The following is a 20,220-nucleotide window of genomic DNA, read 5'->3' as shown; positions in this document are numbered from 1 at the left end:
CGTCGGCCCCTGGGGCCTCGGACGACGTCGACACGGGCCCCGTGTCTGTCGTCACCGGGCCTCCCCGCGCCTCCAGCTCGGCCCGCACCGACCGACCTGCGGCCGCCGGCCCTGCCGCGGCTCGCCCCGAGGTCGCTCGGCCTCCGGACGCACGCCCGGCGGACGGTCGCCCCGAGGCCGTGCGCCCGGCGGAGCCCCCGCGCATCGGGCCGGCCGACACGACGGCGGCCGCCGCCCGGGAGAGAGCCGCGGAGGCGCGTCGTGCGGCCCGGCGTGCGTCGCGTCAGCGGCGCCGCGTCGAGAAGTCCGAGGTGCGTCGCTTCACGCGCCGTTCGCGCCATCGGCGGGCCACCTGGACCGCCGTCGGCGCGGTCGTCGTCGTCCTCGTGGCGTCGGTGACCGTGGCCGTCTTCTCGCCGCTCCTCTCCCTGCAGGAGATCCGGGTGGAGGGCACGAGCCGCGTGGACGCCAGCGCCGTGACGGCCGCCGTGGACGACCAGCTCGGGACGCCCCTGGCCCTCGTCGACTTCGACCGGATCACCGGCGAGCTGGAGCAGTTCCCGCTCATCGCGAGCTACGTCACCGAGACCGCCCCGCCCCACACCCTCGTCATCCGCGTGACCGAGCGCCAGCCGATCGCCACGGTCGCGACCGACGACGGCGTCGACCTCGTCGACCCCGCGGGGATCGTCGTTCAACGCCTCGACGGGCGTCAGGACGGCGTGCCCCAGGTCGACGTCGGCGGCGCGCCCCTCGACGGCACGGCCTTCCGGTCGGCGGCGGAGGTGCTCCTCGCCCTGCCCCTCACGCTCCGCTCCACCGTCGACACGGTCACCGCGTCGACGGCCGACGACGTCACGCTCGCCCTGACCTCGGGGGAGCAGGTCGTCTGGGGCAGCGCCGAGCACTCGGAGAAGAAGGCGCAGGTGCTCGCCGGCCTCGTCGCCGACCAGGCGGAGCGCGACCCGTCGGCCTCGGTCGAGTACGACGTCTCGGCGCCCGACAACGGCATCATCCGCACTCGCTGAGACCGGCCTTCGCGACACGCCCGTCTCGGAGTGGTCGGCGGTGAGGCGCGACCCATACCTTGTGACTGACCCACTCGAATACAATGTACAACCTTGACCTTCAATCACAGAGTTAAGGTTCCAGCGGAGGCCCGGACGTGACAACGAACCACAACTACCTAGCCGTGATCAAGGTCGTCGGTGTCGGCGGCGGTGGCGTCAACGCCGTCAACCGCATGATCGAGCTCGGGCTCCGCGGAGTCGAGTTCATCGCCATCAACACCGACGCCCAGGCGCTCCTGCTCAGCGACGCCGACGTCAAGCTCGACGTCGGCCGCGAGCTGACCCGCGGCCTCGGCGCCGGCGCCGACCCCGAGGTCGGCCGCCGTGCGGCGGAGGACCACGCGGAGGAGATCGAGGAGGCCCTGGCCGGGGCCGACATGGTCTTCGTCACGGCCGGCGAGGGCGGCGGCACGGGCACCGGCGGCGCACCCGTCGTGGCCCGGATCGCCAAGTCGATCGGCGCGCTCACGATCGGCGTCGTCACGAAGCCCTTCGGCTTCGAGGGCAAGCGTCGTCAGGCGCAGGCCGAGGCCGGCGTCGCAGCCCTGAAGGACGAGGTCGACACCCTCATCGTCGTCCCGAACGACCGCCTCCTCGAGATCTCCGAGCGGGGCATCTCGATGGTGGAGGCCTTCGGCACCGCCGACCAGGTCCTCCTCGCCGGCGTCCAGGGCATCACCGACCTGATCACCACCCCCGGCCTGATCAACCTCGACTTCGCCGACGTCAAGTCGGTCATGCAGGGCGCGGGCTCCGCGCTGATGGGCATCGGCTCGTCGCGCGGTGCCGACCGGGCCATCAAGGCGGCCGAGCTGGCCGTCGCCTCGCCGCTGCTCGAGGCCAGCATCGACGGTGCGCACGGCGTGCTGCTCTCCATCCAGGGCGGCTCGAACCTCGGCATCTTCGAGATCAACGACGCGGCTCGCCTGGTGCAGGAGGCCGTCCACTCCGAGGCCAACATCATCTTCGGCGCCGTCATCGACGACACCCTCGGCGACGAGGTCCGCGTGACGGTCATCGCGGCGGGCTTCGACGGCGGAGAGCCGCAGGCCAAGTCGAAGGAGCGTCGATCGAGCTTCGTCGAGTCGGAGGGCTCCTCGTCCGCCGCTGTGCCCGGCGTGTCGGCCATCGCGGACAGCGGTGCCGGCTCGGACTCGCACTCGTGGCGTCGACCGGAGGAGCCCGCGGCGACCCGCGCCTCCGACCCGGCCTTCGACGACGGCGACGACGACCTCGACGTCCCCGACTTCCTGAAGTAGTGACGGGCTTCCCCGACGACGGAGGCGACACGGGCGAGCGACTCGCCCGTGTCGCCTCCGGCGTCTCCGACGCGGCCCGGGCGGCCGGGCGCGACCCGGCCTCGGTCACGACGATCGTCGTGACGAAGTTCCACCCGGCGTCGCTCGTGCGCGAGCTCCACGCGCTCGGCGTCCGTGACGTCGGGGAGAACCGACACCAGGAGGCGCAGGCCAAGTCGGTGGAGACGGCTGACCTCGAGGGCCTCCGCTGGCACTTCGTCGGCCAGCTGCAGTCGAAGAAGGCCCGGCAGGCTCGGCGCTACGCCGCGGCGGTCCACTCCCTCGACCGCGCCAGCGTCGTCGACGCGCTCGGATCGGACGACGGGGCGTGGGTGGACGGCTTCGTGCAGGTGAACCTCACGGACGACCCGGGCCGTGGCGGCGTCGCCGTCACGGAGGTCGACACGCTCGTCGAGCGTGTCCTCTCGACCCCGGGCCTGCGGCTCCGGGGCGTCATGGCCGTCGCCCCGCTCGACGAGCCGGCCCGCCCGGCCTTCGAGCGCCTCCGGCTCGTCTCGGAGCGGGTCCGGGCCGTCGCGCCCGACGCCGACCAGATCTCGGCGGGCATGTCGCAGGACTTCGCCGACGCGATCGCCGAGGGCGCGACACACCTCCGCATCGGCACGGCAATCACGGGTTCTCGGCCCGACGCTGGTTAATGTCGGTCTAGACGATCCACGATCCGGAGGACACCCCCATGGCCAACCCCCTGCGCAAGACGATGGTCTACCTGGGCCTCGCCGACGAAGAGCTCGAGTACGACGAGCAGCCCGCCCAGCAGGCCGCTGCCCAGCCTGCCGCACGCTCGGCCGCGCCCGCCGCCGCGCCGTCGCCCGTCGCCCCCGTCGCCGTGCCGGCGGCCGCCTCCGCCCCGACCCCCACTCGCGCCCCCGTGACGCCGCTCCGCCGCGCCACGACCCCGACCACGAAGAACACGGTGCCCCACGACATGAACGAGATCCTCACCGTCCACCCCCGCGAGTACAAGGACGCCCAGGCGATCGCCGAGAGCTTCCGCGACGGCATCCCCGTGATCATCAACCTCTCCCAGATGACGGAGGCCGACGCTCGTCGCCTCGTCGACTTCGCCAGCGGACTGTCGCAGGGGCTCTTCGGCAAGATCGAGCGCGTCACCAACAAGGTGTTCCTGCTGTCGCCCGCCCACATCGCCGTGAGCGGTGAGCAGGCTGAGGTAGAGTCCGACATCGAGGCGTCGTTCTTCTCGCAGTCCTGACCGGGCGCGGCCGAGCCGCCGTCCGCCCCCCCTCCCGCGGCCTCCGCCGCGCCGACTCGTGCGAGCTGATGACACACCCATGATCGTCTCCCTGATCTCCTCGATCGTGTACTACGCGCTCCTGGTCTTCTTCCTGCTCATGTGGTCGAGGTTCGTCTTCGACCTCGCCCAGTCGTTCAGCCGGGGCTGGCGGCCGCGGGGGGCCGTCCTGGTGCTGGCGGAGGTGACCTACACGGTCACCGACCCGCCGATCAAGGCGGTGCGCAAGGTCCTGCCGCCGGTCCGGCTCGGCTCGGTGGCGCTCGACTTCGGCTGGAGCCTCATCATGCTGGCGGTCGTCGTCCTGATGGGCGTCTTCGCCCGCATCTGACACGGCGCCGCGCGCGGCGCCCGTCGTCGCCGCCCGAGAGGGTAGGCTCTCCGCGGGGCCTCGGTGCCCCTCCCCGTCCCGACGGGCGATCGTTCGCTACGGTGTAGTGCACGACCCAGACCACGATCACACGATCCAACAGATTCACGAGGTGACGGCAATGGCTTTGACGCCGGAAGACGTAGTCAACAAGCGGTTCCAGCCGACCAAGTTCCGCGAGGGCTACGACCAGGACGAGGTCGACGACTTCCTGGACGAGGTCGTCGCCGAGCTCCGGCGCCTGGGCGCGGAGAACGACGAGCTGCGCCAGCGCCTCGCCTCGGCGGAGTCCGCCGCCGGCGACGGTCAGCGCGACGCAGTCGTCGCGGCCCCGGTCGCCAGCGCTCCGGCCCCGGCATCGGTGCCCGAGCCGGCGTCCGCGCCGGAGCCGGTCCTCGAGAAGGCGGAGCCGGTGGCAGCGCCGGAGCCCGTCGCCCCGGTCGCCGCTGCTCCCGCCGCCGTCACGCCCGTCCCGGCCTTCGCCGGCCCGTCGGCCGACGAGACCGAGAGCACGAACAGCCTGCTCCAGCTGGCACGTCGCCTCCACGAGGAGCACGTCCGTGAAGGCGCGGAGAAGCGCGACGCGCTCATCGCCGAGGGGCAGTCGACCGCCGCCCGTGTCGTGGCCGAGGCCGAGGCGCGCTCCGCGGAGCTCGTCGGCGACGCCGAGAACCGCTCGCGGGAGGTCGTCGCCGACGCGGAGACCCGCTCGCGCGAGGTCGTGGCCGAGGCCGAGACCAAGCGCCGCGAGGTGCTCGAGCAGCTGAACGGGGAGCGCACGGGCCTGGAGCGTCGCATCGACGACCTCCGCACCTTCGAGCGCGACTACCGCCAGAAGCTCAAGAGCTACATCGAGGGCCAGCTGCACGAGCTCGACGGTGAGGGTGCCTCCGAGCCCCAGCCCGCCAGCGCGCAGGGCTTCGGCTCCAACTAGGGTCTTGGCACCTCGAGATCCCGCTGCGAAGGTCAGCGTCCGCGTCATCGCGGCGCTGGCCTTCGTCGCTGTCGTGGCCTACGCCCTCGACCAGGGCACGAAGCACCTCGTCACGCGTGACCTCGTCGAGGGCCGTGCGGTCGACGTGCTCGGCTCCTTCTTCCAGCTCCTGTTCGTCAAGAACCCCGGAGCGGCCTTCTCCCTGGCCAGCGGCACGACGTGGGTCTTCTCCCTCGCGGCCTCGGCCGTCGTCGTCGCCATCGTCGTCTTCGCCAAGCGGATCAGGTCGGTGGCCTGGGCCGTCATGCTCGGGATGCTGCTCGGCGGCACCCTCGGCAACCTCACCGACCGGCTCCTCCGAGAGCCGTCGTTCGGTCAGGGGCACGTCGTCGACTTCCTGTACTTCCCAAAGCTGCTGCCGGCGATCTTCAACGTCGCCGACGTCTTCATCGTCTCCAGCATGTGCCTCCTCGTCCTCCTGACGCTGCTCGGCGTCGGGCTCGACGGCAGCCGGACGCCGCGTCGGGGCCGTGCCGAGACCGACGACCGCGCCGTCGAGGGCGAGGCCACCGCCTCCCCGGGCGACGCCGACGTCGCGGCCGCCCCGACGACGGAGCCCCGATGAGCGAGCAGCGGTCCCTGCCCGTCCCCGACGGCCTCGCCGGTGAGCGCGTCGACGCCGCCCTCGCCAAGCTGCTCGGCTTCAGCCGGACGTTCGCCGCCGAGGTGGCCTCGACCGGCGGCGTCGAGGTGGACGGCCGCACCGTCGGCAAGTCCGACCGACTCGAGGCCGGCGCATGGCTCGAGGTCTCGTGGGCCCCGAAGGAGGCGCCGTCCGTCGTCCCGGTCGACGTGCCCGGGCTCGGCATCGTGCACGACGACGACGAGATCGTCGTCGTCGACAAGCCCGTGGGCGTCGCCGCGCACCCGTCCGTGGGCTGGACGGGGCCGACCGTGCTGGGCGGCCTCGCCGCCGCGGGCTTCACCGTGGCCACCTCGGGCGCGGCCGAGCGCGCCGGCATCGTCCACCGCCTCGACGTCGGCACGAGCGGGCTGATGGTCGTCGCGAAGACCGAACGCGCCTACGCCGAGCTGAAGCAGGCGTTCCGTGAGCGCACCGTGGAGAAGATCTACAACGCGGTCGTGCAGGGGCACCCCGACCCCCTGACCGGCACCGTCGACGCGCCCATCGGGCGTCACCCGTCGTCGGACTGGAAGTTCGCCGTCGTCGTCGACGGCAAGCCGTCGGTCACCCACTACGAGACGGTGGAGGCCTTCCCCTCCGCGTCCCTCCTCGAGATCCACCTCGAGACCGGTCGCACGCACCAGATCCGCGTCCACATGGCCGCGCAGCGGCACCCCTGCGTCGGCGACGCCACCTACGGGGCCGACCCGACGCTCTCGGCCAAGCTCGGCCTCACGCGGCAGTGGCTGCACGCCGTCCAGCTCGGGTTCCGGCACCCCGGCACCGGTGAGCCCGTGGTCTACCGCTCGACCTACCCGGCCGATCTGCAGCACGCGCTCGATGTCCTCCGTGCCGGTTAGGCTGTTCCTCCAGTAGTCAGGAACACCAGGAGACGGGGAGCCGAGTGGCCTCGAACGAAGACTCATTCGTCCATCTGCACGTGCACAGCGAGTACTCGATGCTCGACGGGGCGGCGAGGGTCAAGCCGCTCATCACGGAGGCCGCGGCCCAGGGCATGCCCGCCGTCGCGGTCACTGACCACGGCAACGTCTTCGGGGCGTACGACTTCTGGAAGACCGCGACCGAGGCGGGCGTGAAGCCGATCATCGGCACCGAGGCCTACATCACGCCCGGCACGCACCGCGGCGACAAGACGCGCGTGCGCTGGGGCGACGGTGGTCGTGACGACGTCTCCGGCGCCGGTGCGTACACGCACATGACGTTGCTCTCCGAGAACACGACCGGCATGCACAACCTGTTCCGGCTGTCGTCCCGGGCGTCGCTCGAGGGCTACTACTTCAAGCCGCGGATGGACCGCGAGCTGCTCTCCCAGTACTCCGAGGGGCTCATCGCCACGACGGGCTGCCCGAGCGGCGAGGTGCAGACGCGCCTCCGCCTCGGCCAGTACGACGAGGCGGTGAAGGCCGCGGCCGACTTCCGAGACATCTTCGGCCGAGAGAACTACTTCGCCGAGATCATGGACCACGGCCTCGGCATCGAGCGGCAGATCATGGGCGACCTGCTGCGCCTCGCGAAAGACCTGGGTCTGCCCCTCGTCGCCACGAACGACCTGCACTACACGCACGAGCACGACGCGACCAGCCACGCCGCGCTGCTGTGCGTCCAGTCCGGCTCGACGCTGAACGACCCCAACCGCTTCAAGTTCGACGCCGACGAGTTCTACCTGAAGTCCGCGAAGCAGATGCGCCACCTCTTCCGCGACCACCCGGAGGCCTGCGACAACACCCTGCTCATCGCCGAGCGGTGCGACGTCCAGTTCAACACCTCGGCCAACTACATGCCGCGGTACCCCGTCCCGGAGGGCGAGACGGAAGAGACCTGGTTCATCAAGGAGGTCGAGAAGGGCCTGGTGTACCGCTACCCCGCGGGCATCCCCGACGACGTGCGCAAGCAGGCCGAGTACGAGATCGGCGTCATCACGGGCATGGGCTTCCCCGGGTACTTCCTCGTCGTCGCCGACTTCATCAACTGGTCGAAGGAGAACGGCATCCGGGTGGGCCCCGGGCGCGGTTCGGGTGCCGGCTCGATGGCCGCGTACGCCATGCGCATCACCGACCTCGACCCGCTCCGTCACGGCCTCATCTTCGAGCGCTTCCTCAACCCGGACCGCGTCTCGATGCCCGACTTCGACGTCGACTTCGACGACCGTCGCCGGGGCGAGGTCATCCAGTACGTGACGGAGAAGTACGGCGACGAGCGCGTCGCTCAGATCGTCACCTACGGCACGATCAAGGCCAAGCAGGCCCTGAAAGACAGCAGTCGCGTGCTCGGCTTCCCCTTCGGCATGGGCGAGAAGCTGACGAAGGCGATGCCGCCCGCCGTCATGGGCAAGGACATCCCGCTCACGGGGATCTTCGACAAGCAGCACGACCGCTACAAGGAGGCGGGCGACATCCGCACGGTCGTGGAGACCGACCCCGAGGCCCGCACCGTCTTCGACACCGCGCTCGGGCTCGAGGGCCTGAAGCGCCAGTGGGGCGTGCACGCCGCGGGCGTCATCATGTCGAGCGACCCGCTGATCGACATCATCCCGATCATGAAGCGCGAGCAGGACGGCCAGATCGTCACGCAGTTCGACTACCCGGCCTGTGAGTCGCTCGGGCTGATCAAGATGGACTTCCTGGGGCTCCGCAACCTCACGATCATCAACGACGCCCTCGACAACATCAAGACGAACCGCGGCTTCGACCTCGTCCTGGAGGATCTCGAGCTCGACGACCGGGCGGCCTACGACCTCCTGGGGCGCGGCGACACGCTCGGCGTGTTCCAGCTCGACGGCGGCCCCATGCGGGGCCTCCTCCGGCTGATGAAGCCCGACAACTTCGAGGACATCTCGGCCGTCATCGCCCTGTACCGCCCGGGGCCCATGGGTGCCAACTCGCACACCAACTACGCCCTGCGCAAGAACGGCGCTCAGGAGATCACGCCGATCCACCCCGAGCTCGAGGAGCCCCTGAAGGAGATCCTCTCGACGAGCTACGGCCTGATCATCTACCAGGAGCAGGTGATGGCGATCGCGCAGAAAGTCGCCGGGTTCTCCCTCGGCCAGGCGGACATCCTCCGCCGCGCGATGGGCAAGAAGAAGAAGTCGGAGCTCGACAAGCAGTACGCCGGGTTCGAGCAGGGCATGTTCGACAACGGCTTCTCGCCCGACGCCGTGAAGATGCTCTGGGACATCCTCCTGCCGTTCTCCGACTACGCCTTCAACAAGGCCCACTCGGCGGCCTACGGCGTGGTCTCCTACTGGACGGCCTACCTCAAGGCGCACTACCCCGCCGAGTACATGGCCGCCCTGCTCACCTCGACCGGCGACTCCCGCGACAAGCTCGGCCTGTACCTCAACGAGTGCCGACGCATGGGCATCAAGGTGCTGCCGCCCGACGTCAACGAGTCGATCGGGTTCTTCGCCGCCGTCGGCGACGACATCCGCTTCGGCATGGGCGCCGTCCGCAACGTCGGCTTCAACGTGGTCGACCACGTCATCGCGGCGCGCCAGAAGGAGGGGGCCTTCTCGTCGTTCCACGACTTCCTGCGCAAGGTCCCGCTGCCCGTCGCGAACAAGCGCACGGTGGAGTCCCTCGTCAAGGCCGGTGCCTTCGACAGCCTCGGGTCGACCCGCCGCGCGCTCGTGGAGATCCACGAGTCCGCGGTCGAGGCCGCCGTCAGCGAGAAGCGGGCCGAGGCGAACGGCCAGGTCGGCTTCGACTTCGACTCCCTGTGGGACGAGCCGCAGGACGTCCAGCACGTGCCGGAGCGCCCCGAGTGGACGAAGCGCGACAAGCTCGCCTTCGAGCGCGACATGCTCGGCCTCTACGTCTCGGACCACCCCCTAGCCGGCCTGGAGCTGCCGCTCGCCAAGCACGCCAGCACCACCGTCACCGACGTGCTGTCGAGCGACCCCGCCACGATCGACGGCGAGACCGTGACCATCGCGGGCCTCATCACGAGCGTCCAGCACCGCGTGGCCCGCAACTCCGGCAACCCGTACGGCATCATCACCGTCGAGGACTTCGGCGGCGAGATCTCCGCGATGTTCCTCGGCAAGACGTACCAGGAGTTCGGCCCGTCGCTGGTCGGCGACTCGATCATCGTGCTCAAGGGCCGCGTGAGCGTGCGTGACGACGGCATGAACATGCACGCCGCGAGCATGTTCTCACCGGATCTCGGGGTCGGCGTGAACCAGGGCCCGCTCGTCCTGCAGATGCCCGAGCACCGGGCCACGACCGACACCGTGACGGAGCTCGCGGCCGTCCTCGGTCGGCACTCCGGCTCCACCGAGGTGCGCCTCCGCCTGGTGAAGGGCGACCTGGCCCGCATGTTCGAGATCCCGATGCCGGTCGACGTCACCGCCGACCTCTTCGGCGAGCTGAAGAGCCTCCTCGGCCCCGGCTGCCTGGTCTAGCCCCGGCTACTCGTCCAGGTGCAGCGGCCGCAGGTACCGGCGGTCGTGGTAGAGCAGGGCGTCGTCGTCCACCCCGACGTCGCCCTGCTCCACCTGGACGACGACGACGGCGTTGGCGGCCACGGGGAAGCGCTCGACGACGCGACCCGACATCCAGGCCGTCACCTCGCGGAGCAGGGGGAGCCCGTGCGGGCCCTCCTCCCAGTGGTCGCCGACGAACCGCTCCGCGGCGGGGCCGGCCATCTTCGCCGCCAGGTCACGGTTGCGCAGCCCCAGGAGGTGGACGATCACGTGGTCGGTCTCCGCGACGGCGGGCCAGGAGCTCGCGGTGCGCGCCATGTTGAAGGTCGCGAGGGGCGGCACGGCGGCGAGGGAGGCCAGCGACGTCGCGGTGAAGCCGACGGGCGAGCCGTCCGCGTCGCGCGCGGTGACGATGGCCACCCCGGCGGCGTGTCGACGGAACGCCTGCTTGAAGGCGTCGAGGTCGTGCGAGACGGGGGGCTCGGGGACGGGCTGGTCGGTCATGGGGGAGGTCCTCCTGCGGGTCTGCCCGGGCCGGGCCACCGCCGTGCGCGGGTGACTAGGCTGGTCGGGCCATGATCCAGACCACAGACCTCCGGGGCCTCGAGCCTACCCACGCCGACCTCCTCGCCCTCGTGCCCCGCTCCCACGTCGACGTCGGCGCCGCCGCCGACTCGGCCGCGCAGCTCGTCCTCGACGTCCGCGAGCGGGGGGCCGCCGCGCTCCGCGACCAGGCCCAGCGGTTCGACGGCGTCCGCACCGAGCAGCTGCGGGTGCCCGTCGAGGCTGTCCGCGCCGCGGTCGACGCGCTCGACCCGCTCGTCCGCGCCGCCCTCGAGGAGTCGATCGTCCGCGTGACCGAGGCCAGCCGGGCCCAGGTGCCGTCCGGCAGCGTCACCCGCCCCGCCGACGGCGCGGTCATCGAGCAGCGCTGGCAGCCGGTCGACCGTGCCGGGGTCTACGTGCCCGGCGGCAAGGCCGTCTACCCGTCGAGCGTCGTCATGAACGTCGTCCCCGCCCAGGTCGCCGGCGTGCGGTCGATCGCCCTGGTCTCGCCCGCACAGCGCGAGCACGGGGGAGGGGTGCACCCCGTCATCCTCGGGGCAGCCGGGCTCCTGGGCATCGACGAGGTCTACGCCGTCGGCGGGGCCGGCGCCGTCGGGGCCCTCGCCTACGGCGTGCCCGAGATCGGCCTCGAGCCCGTCCAGGTCATCACCGGGCCCGGCAACAACTTCGTCGCGGCGGCCAAGCAGCACGTCCGTGGGCAGGTCGGGATCGACGCGGTCGCGGGCGCCACCGAGATCCTCGTGATCGCCGACTCCAGCGCCGACGCCACGCTCGTCGCGGTCGACCTCATCAGCCAGGCCGAGCACGACGAGGTGGCGTCCGCCGTCCTCGTGACCGACTCGCCCGAGCTGGCCGACGCGGTCGTGGCGGAGCTCGAGCGCCTCGTCCCGCGCACGCTCAGCGCCGACCGGGTGCAGACCGCCCTCGACGGCCGCCAGTCGGCCATCGTCCTCGTCGACGACCTGACCGTCGCGACCGACTTCAGCAACGCGTACGGGCCCGAGCACCTCGAGATCCAGACGGCCGACGACGACGCCGTGCTAGCGCGCATCACGAGCGCGGGGGCCGTCTTCGTCGGCGCGAGCACCCCCGTCAGCCTCGGCGACTACCTCGCGGGCTCGAACCACGTCCTCCCGACCAGCGGTCAGTCCCGCTTCTCGTCGGGCCTCGGCGCCTACACGTTCCTGCGGCCCCAGCAGATCGTCCGGTACGAGCCGCACGCCCTCGCCGAGGTCGCCGACCGGCTCGTCGCCCTGTCGCGGGCGGAGCTCCTGCCGGCGCACGGCGAGGCCGTCGCGGCGCGCCTCTCGCGGCCCTAGAGCCGTCGCCGCCGTCGCTCCGCCGTCGGCCGTCCCCGCTGCCAGTACGCTGAGGGCACCATGTTCTGCCCCTTCTGCCGCCACCCCGATTCCCGCGTCGTCGACTCGCGCACGAGCGACGACGGCACCTCGATCCGACGCCGACGCCAGTGCCCGAACTGCGGTCGACGGTTCAGCACCACCGAGACGGCGAGCCTGAACGTCGTCAAGCGCAACGGCGTGCTCGAGTCCTTCAGCCGGGAGAAGATCATCTCGGGCGTGCGGAAGGCCTGCCAGGGGCGGCCGGTGACCGACGGCGACCTCGCCCTGCTGGCCCAGAAGGTGGAAGAGGCCGTGCGGGCCTCCGGCACGTCCCAGATCGAGGCGAACGACATCGGCCTCGCCATCCTGCCGCCGCTGCGCGAGCTCGACGAGGTCGCGTACCTCCGGTTCGCGAGCGTCTACCAGGCGTTCGACTCCCTCGACGACTTCGAGGCGTCGATCTCGCAGCTCCGGTCCGAGCACGCCTCGCGACCGCGTCCGGCCCGGTCGGTGGACGAATGAGGACGCCGTACCGGGTCCTGTTCGACGTGGTGTTCGCGCGCATGGACCCGGAGGACGCCCACCACCTCGCCTTCCGCGTCATCCGTGCGGTGCCGCGCCTCGGCCTCGCCCCCGTGGTGCGGCGGCTCACGGCTCCCCACCCCTCGCTCGCCGTCGACGCGCTCGGGCTCCGGTTCGCGTCGCCGTTCGGCGTGGCGGCCGGCTTCGACAAGGACGCGCGGGGCATCGCCGGCCTCGGCGCCCTGGGCTTCGGCCACGTGGAGGTCGGCACGATCACCGCGCAGGCACAGCCCGGCAACGAGCGCCCGCGTCTCTTCCGCCTCGTGCCCGACGAGGCGGTCGTCAACCGCATGGGCTTCAACAACGGAGGCGCGGAGCAGGCCGCCGAGGAGCTCACGCGGGCCCGCCGTGCCGCCGTCCGCCCCATCGTGGGCGTCAACATCGGCAAGAGCCGGGTGGTCGACGTCGACGACGCCGTCGACGACTACCTGGTCAGCACCCGCCTCCTCGCGCCCCTGGCCGACTACCTCGCCGTGAACGTCAGCTCGCCGAACACGCCCGGCCTCCGCGGCCTCCAGGAGCTCGACCGGCTCTCGCCGCTGCTCAGCGCCGTGCGCGACGCCGCGGGCCGGACGCCGGTCCTCGTCAAGATCGCCCCTGACCTCGACGACGAGGGCGTCCGTCGCATCGGCGGGCTCGTCACCGAGCTCGGGCTCGCCGGCGTCATCGCCACCAACACGACCCTGTCCCGCCAGGGGCTCACGACGCCGGCGTCCGTGGTCGAGGCCGCGGGCGCCGGGGGAGTCTCCGGGGCGCCCCTGGCGACGCGGTCCCTGGAGGTCCTCCGCCTGCTCCGCGAGGTTCTCCCCGCCGAGGTCTGCGTCATCTCGGTCGGCGGCGTCAGCACGGCACGCGACGTGGCCGACCGCCTCCGGGCCGGTGCGACCCTCGTGCAGGGCTACACGGCGTTCCTGTACCGCGGTCCGCTCTGGGCCCGCCAGGTCAACCGGGGTCTCCGAGCGCTCCGACGCCGAGGCTGACGCCAGGGCGCCCGTACCGGCGACACGACGACGCCCCGCTCCTCGAGAGGAGCGGGGCGTCGTCGTGGTGCAGGCGCCCCCGGAGGAGGCGCGGGCGGGTCTCAGAGGACCGGGAACTCCCGGCGCTTCACCTGCGGCTTCGGCAGGCGCATGGGCTTGAGCTGCATGCAGCGCATCGCGGCGTACCAGCGGTTGCCCTTCTGGACGGCGTCGGCGCCGAACTTCGCCGTCAGCTTCTTCGTGACCAGGTGACCGGCGACGAGGCAGTCGATGATCGCGACGATGAAGAAGCCCCAGAGGACGAACAGGGTGGCCGCCTGGACGGCGGTGACGTTGACCAGGCTCATCACGATGACGAGCACCATGAGCGGGATCATCGCCTCGCCGACGCTGTACCGGGCGTCGACGTAGTCGCGGATGAAGCGGCGCTGCGGCCCCTTGTCGCGCACGGGGAGGAACTTCTCCTCGCCGTTGGCGAGGCCGACCCGGGCCCGGTCACGCTGCTCGGCCAGGCGGGCCCGCTGGGCCTTCTGCGCCTCCTTGCCCTTCGCCACGAGGGGGCGGACGTTGGCCTGCTCCCGCTCGCGACGCGACGGGGTGGGTCGGCCCTTGCCCGCCGTCGTCGACTCGGGGTCGGCGACCTGCGTCGTCGTGATGGTCTTGTCTGATGCCTTCGCCACGGTGTCCTCGGGTCTCGTCGAGTTCCTAAGATTACCTGCATGACCGTCTCGCAGCATCCCGTCTCCCCGACCGACCCCCGCACTGTCAGCGAACTCGCGGAGGCCGTGCAGGGCGGCCTGCCCCGGACCATCGCCGACCTGAGCTCGCTCGTGCGGATCCCCTCGGTCTCGTGGGACGCCTACGACCCCTCGCACGTCGCCGCCAGCGCCGACGCCGTCGCCGAGCTCGTGCGGAGCACCGGCCTCTTCGACGAGGTCCGCGTCAGCAGCGCTCCGATCGGCGACTCGGGTGCCACGGGGCAGCCCGCCGTCCTGGCCCGTCGTGCGGCCCGCGAGGGCAAGCCGACCGTCCTGCTCTACGCGCACCACGACGTCCAGCCGCAGGGAGACGACGCCGACTGGGACACCCCGCCCTTCGAGCCCACCCTCAAGGGCGACCGGCTGTACGGCCGGGGCGCCTCCGACGACAAGGCCGGGGTCATGACCCACGTCGCCGCGCTCCGGGCCGTCCACGAGGTGCTCGGCGACGACCTCGGGGTCGGCGTCGCCCTCTTCATCGAGGGCGAGGAGGAGTTCGGCTCCCGCTCCTTCGCCGACTTCCTCCGTCAGCACCACGACGACCTCGAGGCCGACGTCATCGTCGTGGCCGACTCCGACAACTGGAGCACGACGGTCCCGGCCATCACGGTCGGCCTCCGCGGCAACGTGACCTTCCGCCTCACCGTCCGCACGCTGGCCCATGCCTCGCACTCCGGGATGCTGGGAGGCGCGGTGCCGGACGCCGTGATGGCCATGGTCCGCCTCCTGGGCACCCTCCACGACGAGGTCGGCAGCGTCGCGGTCGCCGGCCTGGAGAGCCGTGACGCCGAGCACCCCGAGCAGACCGAGGAGACCCTGCGCGAGGAGTCGGGCCTCCTCGACGGGGTCGCCCCGATCGGCACGGGCCCCCTCCTCAGCCGCGTCTGGTCGCAGCCCTCCATCACCGTGACCGGCATCGACGCCCCGTCGGTGGCGAACGCGTCGAACACGCTCCTGCCCGAGGTATCCGTCCGCGTCAGCGCGCGCATCGCCCCCGGCCAGACGGCGGACTCCGCCTACGAGGCGCTCGAGGCTCACGTGCTCGGGCACGCGCCGTTCGGGGCGCACGTCGAGATCACCGACGTCGACAAGGGCGACCCCTTCCTGGTCGACACCACCGGCTGGGCCATCGCCGACGCGACCGTGGCGATGACCGAGGGCTGGGGCGAGGCGCCGCTCCAGACCGGCATCGGCGGCTCCATCCCCTTCATCGCCGACCTCGTGCGGACCTTCCCCGCCGCGCAGATCCTCGTGACCGGCGTGGAGGACCCCGACACGCGCGCCCACAGCCCGAACGAGTCGCAGCACCTCGGCGTGCTGCACCGGGCCGTCCTCAGCGAGGCCATCCTGCTGGCGCGCCTCGACGCCCGGGGCTGAGGCCCGCCTCCCTGGTCGTCCGCCGTACGAGGAACAAAACCGGGGGAGTGCTGCTTACACTGGTCGACGACGAGTGTCCGACACTCCCACCGCCCGAACGGAGACACCATGACCGACACCGCGACCACCGCCCCCGTCGAGACGGCCAGCACGGCCGAGGCCGCCGCCCACGGCGTGCAGCTGACCTCCACCGCGGCCGACAAGGTCCGCAGCCTCCTGATGCAGGAGGGGCGCGACGACCTGCGCCTCCGGGTCGCCGTCCAGCCCGGTGGCTGCTCGGGGCTCATCTACCAGCTGTACTTCGACGAGCGACTGCTCGAGAACGACGCGACCGTCGACTACGACGGCGTGGAGGTCGTCGTCGACAAGATGAGCGTGCCCTACCTCGACGGTGCCGCCATCGACTTCGAGGACACCATCCAGAAGCAGGGCTTCACGATCGACAACCCCAACGCCCAGGGCAGCTGCGCCTGCGGCGACAGCTTCCACTAGGTCGCTCCCGCCCGACCGGGCTGCCGGTCCGGGCCACCATCAGCACCGCGATCCCGGGGATCGTCCCGTCCGGGGCGGTCCCCGTCGTCGTCCGTGAGCAGGGCTCCCGTCTCGATGTCGAACGAACGGCGTGCTGCGTTCGATCGACGGTGCAACCTGCGAGTAGGCTAGGGAAGTCCCGTCCTAGACTGGGAGATCCCCCTTGCTGTCGTGTCATCCGAGAGGTAACAGTGCGTTCTAACCGCCGTCTTCGTTGGGCCGCCATCCCCGTGGCCGCCGTCATGGCCCTGGTCTTGGCAGGCTGCACGACCGACCAGCTCCAGGGGTGGCTGCCCACCACCGCGGGCACCACCAACCACGTCGACAGCATCATCGGCCTCTGGGTCACGTCGTGGATCGTGCTGCTCATCGTCGGTCTGATCGTCTGGGGCCTCGTCATCTGGGCGTGCATCGCCTACCGCCGTCGCAAGGGCCAGACCGGCCTCCCGGTGCAGTTGCGCTACAACATGCCGATCGAGATCTTCTACACGGTCGTGCCGCTGATCCTCGTCCTCGGCTTCTTCGCCTTCACGGCCCGCGACCAGGCCGCCATCGAGGCGCCGACCGCGAGCCCCGACGTGAAGATCGACGTCTACGCCAAGCGCTGGGCGTGGGACTTCAACTACATCGACCAGAAGAACGACGACGACAGCGTCTACTACCAGGGCATCCAGGCCCAAGAGCTCGGCGACGGCAACATCGACGAGAGCCAGCTGCCCGTCCTCTACCTCCCCGTCGGCAAGTCGGTCGAGATCGACCTCAACTCGCGCGACGTGGCCCACTCCTTCTGGGTCGTCGACTTCCTCTACAAGAAGGACACGATCCCCGGCAAGACGAACTACATGTACTTCACGCCGGAGAAGGAAGGCACCTTCACCGGCAAGTGCGCGGAGCTCTGCGGCGAGTACCACTCGCTGATGCTCTTCAACGTCAAGGTCGTGTCGCAGTCCGAGTACGACGACTACCTCGCGACCCTCGCGCAGCAGGGCAACACCGGCCTGCTGGGCGACCAGTACAACACCAACACCAACGAGCCGAACAACGAGGCGCCCGTCGCCGCCGGCTCCGACGAGAAGTAAGGGCACGGTTCGATGACAGCCACCGCCACGCGTCCCACCACCGGTGGGGCGTCCTCAGGCCAGGACTTCGGGGCCTCCAAGGTCGGCCGCAAGGGCAACGTCGTCGTGAGCTGGATCACGTCGACGGACCACAAGACGATCGGGTACATGTACCTGATCGCGTCGTTCCTCTTCTTCTGCCTCGGCGGCGTGATGGCGCTGATCATCCGTGCGCAGCTGTTCGCTCCGGGCCTCGAGGTCGTGGCGACGAAGGAGCAGTACAACCAGCTCTTCACCATGCACGGCACGATCATGTTGCTCATGTTCGCGACGCCGCTCTTCTCGGGCTTCGCCAACGTGCTCATGCCGCTGCAGATCGGTGCCCCCGACGTCGCGTTCCCGCGGCTCAACGGCTTCGCCTTCTGGCTCTACCTCTTCGGCTCGATCATCGCGGTCGCCGGCTTCCTCACGCCGCAGGGTGCCGCGTCCTTCGGCTGGTTCGCGTACGCGCCCCTCTCCGACACGACGTTCTCGCCAGGCCTCGGCGGGAACCTGTGGGTCTTCGGACTGGGCATGACCGGCTTCAGCACCATCCTCGGCTCGGTCAACTTCATCACCACCATCGTCACCATGCGTGCGCCGGGCATGACGATGTGGCGCATGCCGATCTTCACCTGGAACACGCTGATCACCTCGATCCTCGTGATCATGGCGTTCCCCGTGCTGGCGGCTGCCCTCTTCGGGCTCGGCTTCGACCGCGTCTTCGACGCGCAGGTGTTCAACCCGGCCAACGGCGGCGCCATCCTCTGGCAGCACCTCTTCTGGTTCTTCGGTCACCCCGAGGTCTACATCATCGCGCTGCCGTTCTTCGGCATCATCAGCGAGGTCCTGCCGGTCTTCAGCCGCAAGCCGATCTTCGGCTACAAGACCCTCGTCTACGCGACGATCTCGATCGCGGCCCTCTCCGTCACGGTGTGGGCCCACCACATGTACGTGACCGGCTCGGTGCTGCTGCCGTTCTTCTCGCTGATGACGATGCTCATCGCCGTCCCCACTGGCGTGAAGATCTTCAACTGGATCGGCACGATGTGGCGAGGCTCCGTCACGTTCGAGACCCCGATGCTCTGGGCGATCGGCTTCCTCATCACGTTCACCTTCGGTGGGCTGACGGGCGTCATCCTCGCCTCGCCCCCGCTCGACTTCCACGTCTCCGACACGTACTTCGTCGTGGCGCACTTCCACTACGTGGTGTTCGGCACCGTCGTCTTCGCGATGTTCTCCGGCTTCTACTTCTGGTGGCCGAAGTGGACGGGCAAGATGCTGAACGAGCGTCTCGGCAAGATCCACTTCTGGATGTTGTTCGTCGGCTTCCACACCACGTTCCTCATCCAGCACTGGCTCGGCGTCATGGGCATGCCCCGTCGCTACGCGACGTACCAGCCCGAGGACCACTTCACCTGGATGAACCAGCTCTCGACGATCGGCTCGATGCTGCTCGGCATCTCGATCCTGCCGTTCCTGTACAACGTGTACATCACGGCTCGTCGGGCGCCCAAGGTCGAGGTGAACGACCCGTGGGGCTACTCCCGCTCCCTCGAGTGGGCCACGTCCTGCCCGCCGCCCCGCCACAACTTCACGTCGATCCCGCGCATCCGGTCGGAGTCGCCGGCGTTCGACCTGAACCACCCCGAGGCCGGCCTCCCCGTCGGCATCGGCCCGGCGAAGGACGCCCCGGATGCCCCGACGTACGACGCTTCCAGCGACAAGGTGAAGTAGGACCCCGATGAAGACCAACGCCACGCTGTTCTGGATCCTCGCGATCTTCTTCTTCGCCCTCTGCGCCGTCTACACGGTGTGGAACATCATCGACGTCAACCGGGTCGAGTGGGCCGGCACCATGGGCATCGGCCTCGCCGGCGCCCTGGGTGTGTTCCTCGCCTTCTACATGGGCCGCTCGCACGCCGCCCAGGGCGGCGAGCTGCCCGAGGACCGGCTCGACGCCAACATCGACGACGGCGACCCCGAGCTCGGGCACTTCAGCCCCTGGTCGTGGTGGCCCATCCTGCTGGCCTTCTCCTGTGGTCTGGTCTTCCTGGCTCTGGCGGTCGGCATGTGGATCATCTACATCGGTGGAGCCCTCATCGCGGTCTCCCTCGTCGGCTGGGTCTACGAGTACTACCGCGGCAACTTCGCCCACTAGTCCCTCAGCACGACCACGCCGACGGCGCTCACCCTCTCCGGGTGGGCGCCGTCGGCGTGTGGCCAGGTGCCCTCCGGGTCGGTAGCGCGGGCGAGCGACAGGCTCTGACCACGACCCTCGGGGTGGAGCGCTGCCACGCCTACCCGCCTGAGCCCTGTGTAGCCCTGGTAGAGGGCGCACGGTCACTGTGGGCGCTCAGGATGACCGCTGACGCCGTCTACGGGCCCCTTGCCTGTCGACATTCCGAGCTCGAGCCGCCCCTCGAGCCCCTCCAGGGGGGTGCTTCTGGGCGTGAGGGCTGAGCGGTCCCAGGGGTGCCGTTGTTGCAGGGATAGGGCGGGTTCCCGCCATCGCGGGCGCGTCACCGTTGACCCGCCGGGAGGGACGTGGCCCAGCCGAAGGGACCGGGGAGCAACACAGGACCACCCTCACGCAGATCGTCCGGCCCCGTTGAGTCCGGAAGAGGGGGCTCCCCGCCTGCTGTGCGCCGACGCTGCGCCGAGCGGGGTAATCACACCGGGCCGGCCCAGCCCCGACCGGGCCAGTTCCGTAGGCGTCGTGTCTGCTGTCCCGGACATGAACGCCGGAGGGCCCGCGTTGCGGGACCACGTGAGTCGCTGAGCCGGTGGACACCCGGTGCACGACCGTCGCTGAATCGCGGGTGGGCCGACGGGTTCCCGACATCGCGGGCGCGTCAGCGTCGATCCGCCGTGAAGGACGCGGACTTGCCGAGGGGTCCACGAATATACACCG

19 protein-coding genes are annotated in these 20,220 nt (G+C 70.6%); 17 read left to right on the top strand and 2 right to left on the bottom strand.

Annotated features, from left to right (window positions below):
- Nucleotides 1-311 precede the first annotated feature (311 nt).
- The 9 genes from FHR77_RS15965 (at nt 312) to dnaE (ending at nt 10,053) form a co-directional block, all read left to right on the top strand.
- Nucleotides 312-1,028: a cell division protein FtsQ/DivIB gene (locus FHR77_RS15965; RefSeq protein WP_341777246.1), complete on the top strand. Its 717-nt coding sequence runs from the start codon at nt 312-314 to the stop codon at nt 1,026-1,028.
- 137 nt (nt 1,029-1,165) lie between these two features.
- On the top strand, nt 1,166-2,329 hold the full coding sequence (ftsZ, locus tag FHR77_RS06460; RefSeq protein WP_056055076.1) for a cell division protein FtsZ: 1,164 nt from the start codon (nt 1,166-1,168) through the stop codon (nt 2,327-2,329).
- Nucleotides 2,329-3,027 (top strand): YggS family pyridoxal phosphate-dependent enzyme, encoded by a 699-nt coding sequence (locus FHR77_RS06455; RefSeq protein WP_167259255.1) that lies wholly within the window; start codon nt 2,329-2,331, stop codon nt 3,025-3,027. Before ftsZ ends, FHR77_RS06455 begins: the two co-directional genes overlap by 1 nt.
- A 38-nt stretch (nt 3,028-3,065) precedes the next feature.
- Nucleotides 3,066-3,602, top strand: a complete 537-nt coding sequence (locus FHR77_RS06450) for a cell division protein SepF (RefSeq protein WP_056055069.1) — start codon at nt 3,066-3,068, stop codon at nt 3,600-3,602.
- A gap of 79 nt (nt 3,603-3,681) precedes the next feature.
- A complete protein-coding gene (locus tag FHR77_RS06445; protein ID WP_056055064.1) occupies nt 3,682-3,972 on the top strand; it encodes a YggT family protein in 291 nt (96 codons plus the stop codon).
- A 160-nt stretch (nt 3,973-4,132) separates the two neighbouring features.
- Nucleotides 4,133-4,945 carry a DivIVA domain-containing protein gene (locus tag FHR77_RS06440; protein WP_167259254.1) on the top strand — a complete coding sequence of 271 codons (813 nt, stop codon included), beginning with the start codon at nt 4,133-4,135 and terminating at the stop codon, nt 4,943-4,945.
- A 4-nt stretch (nt 4,946-4,949) separates the two neighbouring features.
- Nucleotides 4,950-5,570 carry a signal peptidase II gene (gene lspA, locus FHR77_RS06435; RefSeq protein ID WP_208380414.1) on the top strand — a complete coding sequence of 207 codons (621 nt, stop codon included), beginning with the start codon at nt 4,950-4,952 and terminating at the stop codon, nt 5,568-5,570.
- A complete protein-coding gene (locus tag FHR77_RS06430) occupies nt 5,567-6,490 on the top strand; it encodes an RluA family pseudouridine synthase (RefSeq protein ID WP_167259253.1) in 924 nt (307 codons plus the stop codon). Before lspA ends, FHR77_RS06430 begins: the two co-directional genes overlap by 4 nt.
- Before the next feature lie 98 nt (nt 6,491-6,588).
- Nucleotides 6,589-10,053, top strand: a complete 3,465-nt coding sequence (gene dnaE / locus FHR77_RS06425) for a DNA polymerase III subunit alpha (RefSeq protein WP_208380712.1) — start codon at nt 6,589-6,591, stop codon at nt 10,051-10,053.
- 6 nt (nt 10,054-10,059) lie between these two features.
- Here the strand turns inward: dnaE and FHR77_RS06420 are convergent, their stop codons facing one another.
- Nucleotides 10,060-10,578, bottom strand: coding sequence for a flavin reductase family protein (locus tag FHR77_RS06420; RefSeq protein WP_167259251.1), 519 nt, complete (start codon nt 10,576-10,578; stop codon nt 10,060-10,062).
- 71 nt (nt 10,579-10,649) lie between these two features.
- Between FHR77_RS06420 and hisD the strand changes: the two genes are divergently transcribed.
- From hisD to FHR77_RS06405, 3 genes are read left to right on the top strand one after another with little or no spacing between them, the layout of a single operon-like run.
- Nucleotides 10,650-11,960: a histidinol dehydrogenase gene (gene hisD / locus FHR77_RS06415; protein ID WP_167259250.1), complete on the top strand. Its 1,311-nt coding sequence runs from the start codon at nt 10,650-10,652 to the stop codon at nt 11,958-11,960.
- A 60-nt stretch (nt 11,961-12,020) separates the two neighbouring features.
- Nucleotides 12,021-12,503 (top strand): transcriptional regulator NrdR, encoded by a 483-nt coding sequence (gene nrdR / locus FHR77_RS06410; protein WP_056055048.1) that lies wholly within the window; start codon nt 12,021-12,023, stop codon nt 12,501-12,503.
- Nucleotides 12,500-13,543 carry a quinone-dependent dihydroorotate dehydrogenase gene (locus tag FHR77_RS06405; protein WP_167259249.1) on the top strand — a complete coding sequence of 348 codons (1,044 nt, stop codon included), beginning with the start codon at nt 12,500-12,502 and terminating at the stop codon, nt 13,541-13,543. Before nrdR ends, FHR77_RS06405 begins: the two co-directional genes overlap by 4 nt.
- Before the next feature lie 101 nt (nt 13,544-13,644).
- On the opposite strand, the gene FHR77_RS06400 is transcribed toward FHR77_RS06405, so the two are convergent.
- Entirely contained in the window at nt 13,645-14,223 is a 579-nt protein-coding gene (locus tag FHR77_RS06400) for a DUF3043 domain-containing protein (protein ID WP_341777245.1), read from the bottom strand.
- Nucleotides 14,224-14,262: 39 nt separating this feature from the next.
- Here FHR77_RS06400 and FHR77_RS06395 point away from each other — a divergent pair, with 39 nt between their 5' ends.
- The 5 genes from FHR77_RS06395 to FHR77_RS06375 all read left to right on the top strand — a co-directional run bounded on the left by FHR77_RS06395 (nt 14,263) and on the right by FHR77_RS06375 (nt 19,467).
- Nucleotides 14,263-15,678: a dipeptidase gene (locus tag FHR77_RS06395; RefSeq protein WP_167259247.1), complete on the top strand. Its 1,416-nt coding sequence runs from the start codon at nt 14,263-14,265 to the stop codon at nt 15,676-15,678.
- A 108-nt stretch (nt 15,679-15,786) separates the two neighbouring features.
- Nucleotides 15,787-16,170, top strand: a complete 384-nt coding sequence (gene erpA, locus FHR77_RS06390) for an iron-sulfur cluster insertion protein ErpA (RefSeq protein ID WP_056055034.1) — start codon at nt 15,787-15,789, stop codon at nt 16,168-16,170.
- 230 nt (nt 16,171-16,400) lie between these two features.
- Nucleotides 16,401-17,288 (top strand): aa3-type cytochrome oxidase subunit II, encoded by an 888-nt coding sequence (gene ctaC, locus FHR77_RS06385; protein ID WP_481797694.1) that lies wholly within the window; start codon nt 16,401-16,403, stop codon nt 17,286-17,288.
- Between the two features lie 12 nt (nt 17,289-17,300).
- Entirely contained in the window at nt 17,301-19,043 is a 1,743-nt protein-coding gene (gene ctaD, locus FHR77_RS06380) for an aa3-type cytochrome oxidase subunit I (protein WP_167259245.1), read from the top strand.
- Nucleotides 19,044-19,050: 7 nt separating this feature from the next.
- On the top strand, nt 19,051-19,467 hold the full coding sequence (locus tag FHR77_RS06375) for a cytochrome c oxidase subunit 4 (RefSeq protein ID WP_056055023.1): 417 nt from the start codon (nt 19,051-19,053) through the stop codon (nt 19,465-19,467).
- The last annotated feature ends 753 nt before the right edge of the window (nt 19,468-20,220 follow it).

This window comes from Frigoribacterium endophyticum, from assembly GCF_011759585.1.
Taxonomy (GTDB): Bacteria; Actinomycetota; Actinomycetes; order Actinomycetales; family Microbacteriaceae; genus Frigoribacterium; species Frigoribacterium endophyticum.
Note: the sequence above shows the minus strand (reverse complement) of the source record. Positions and strands in the feature narration are given on the sequence as shown.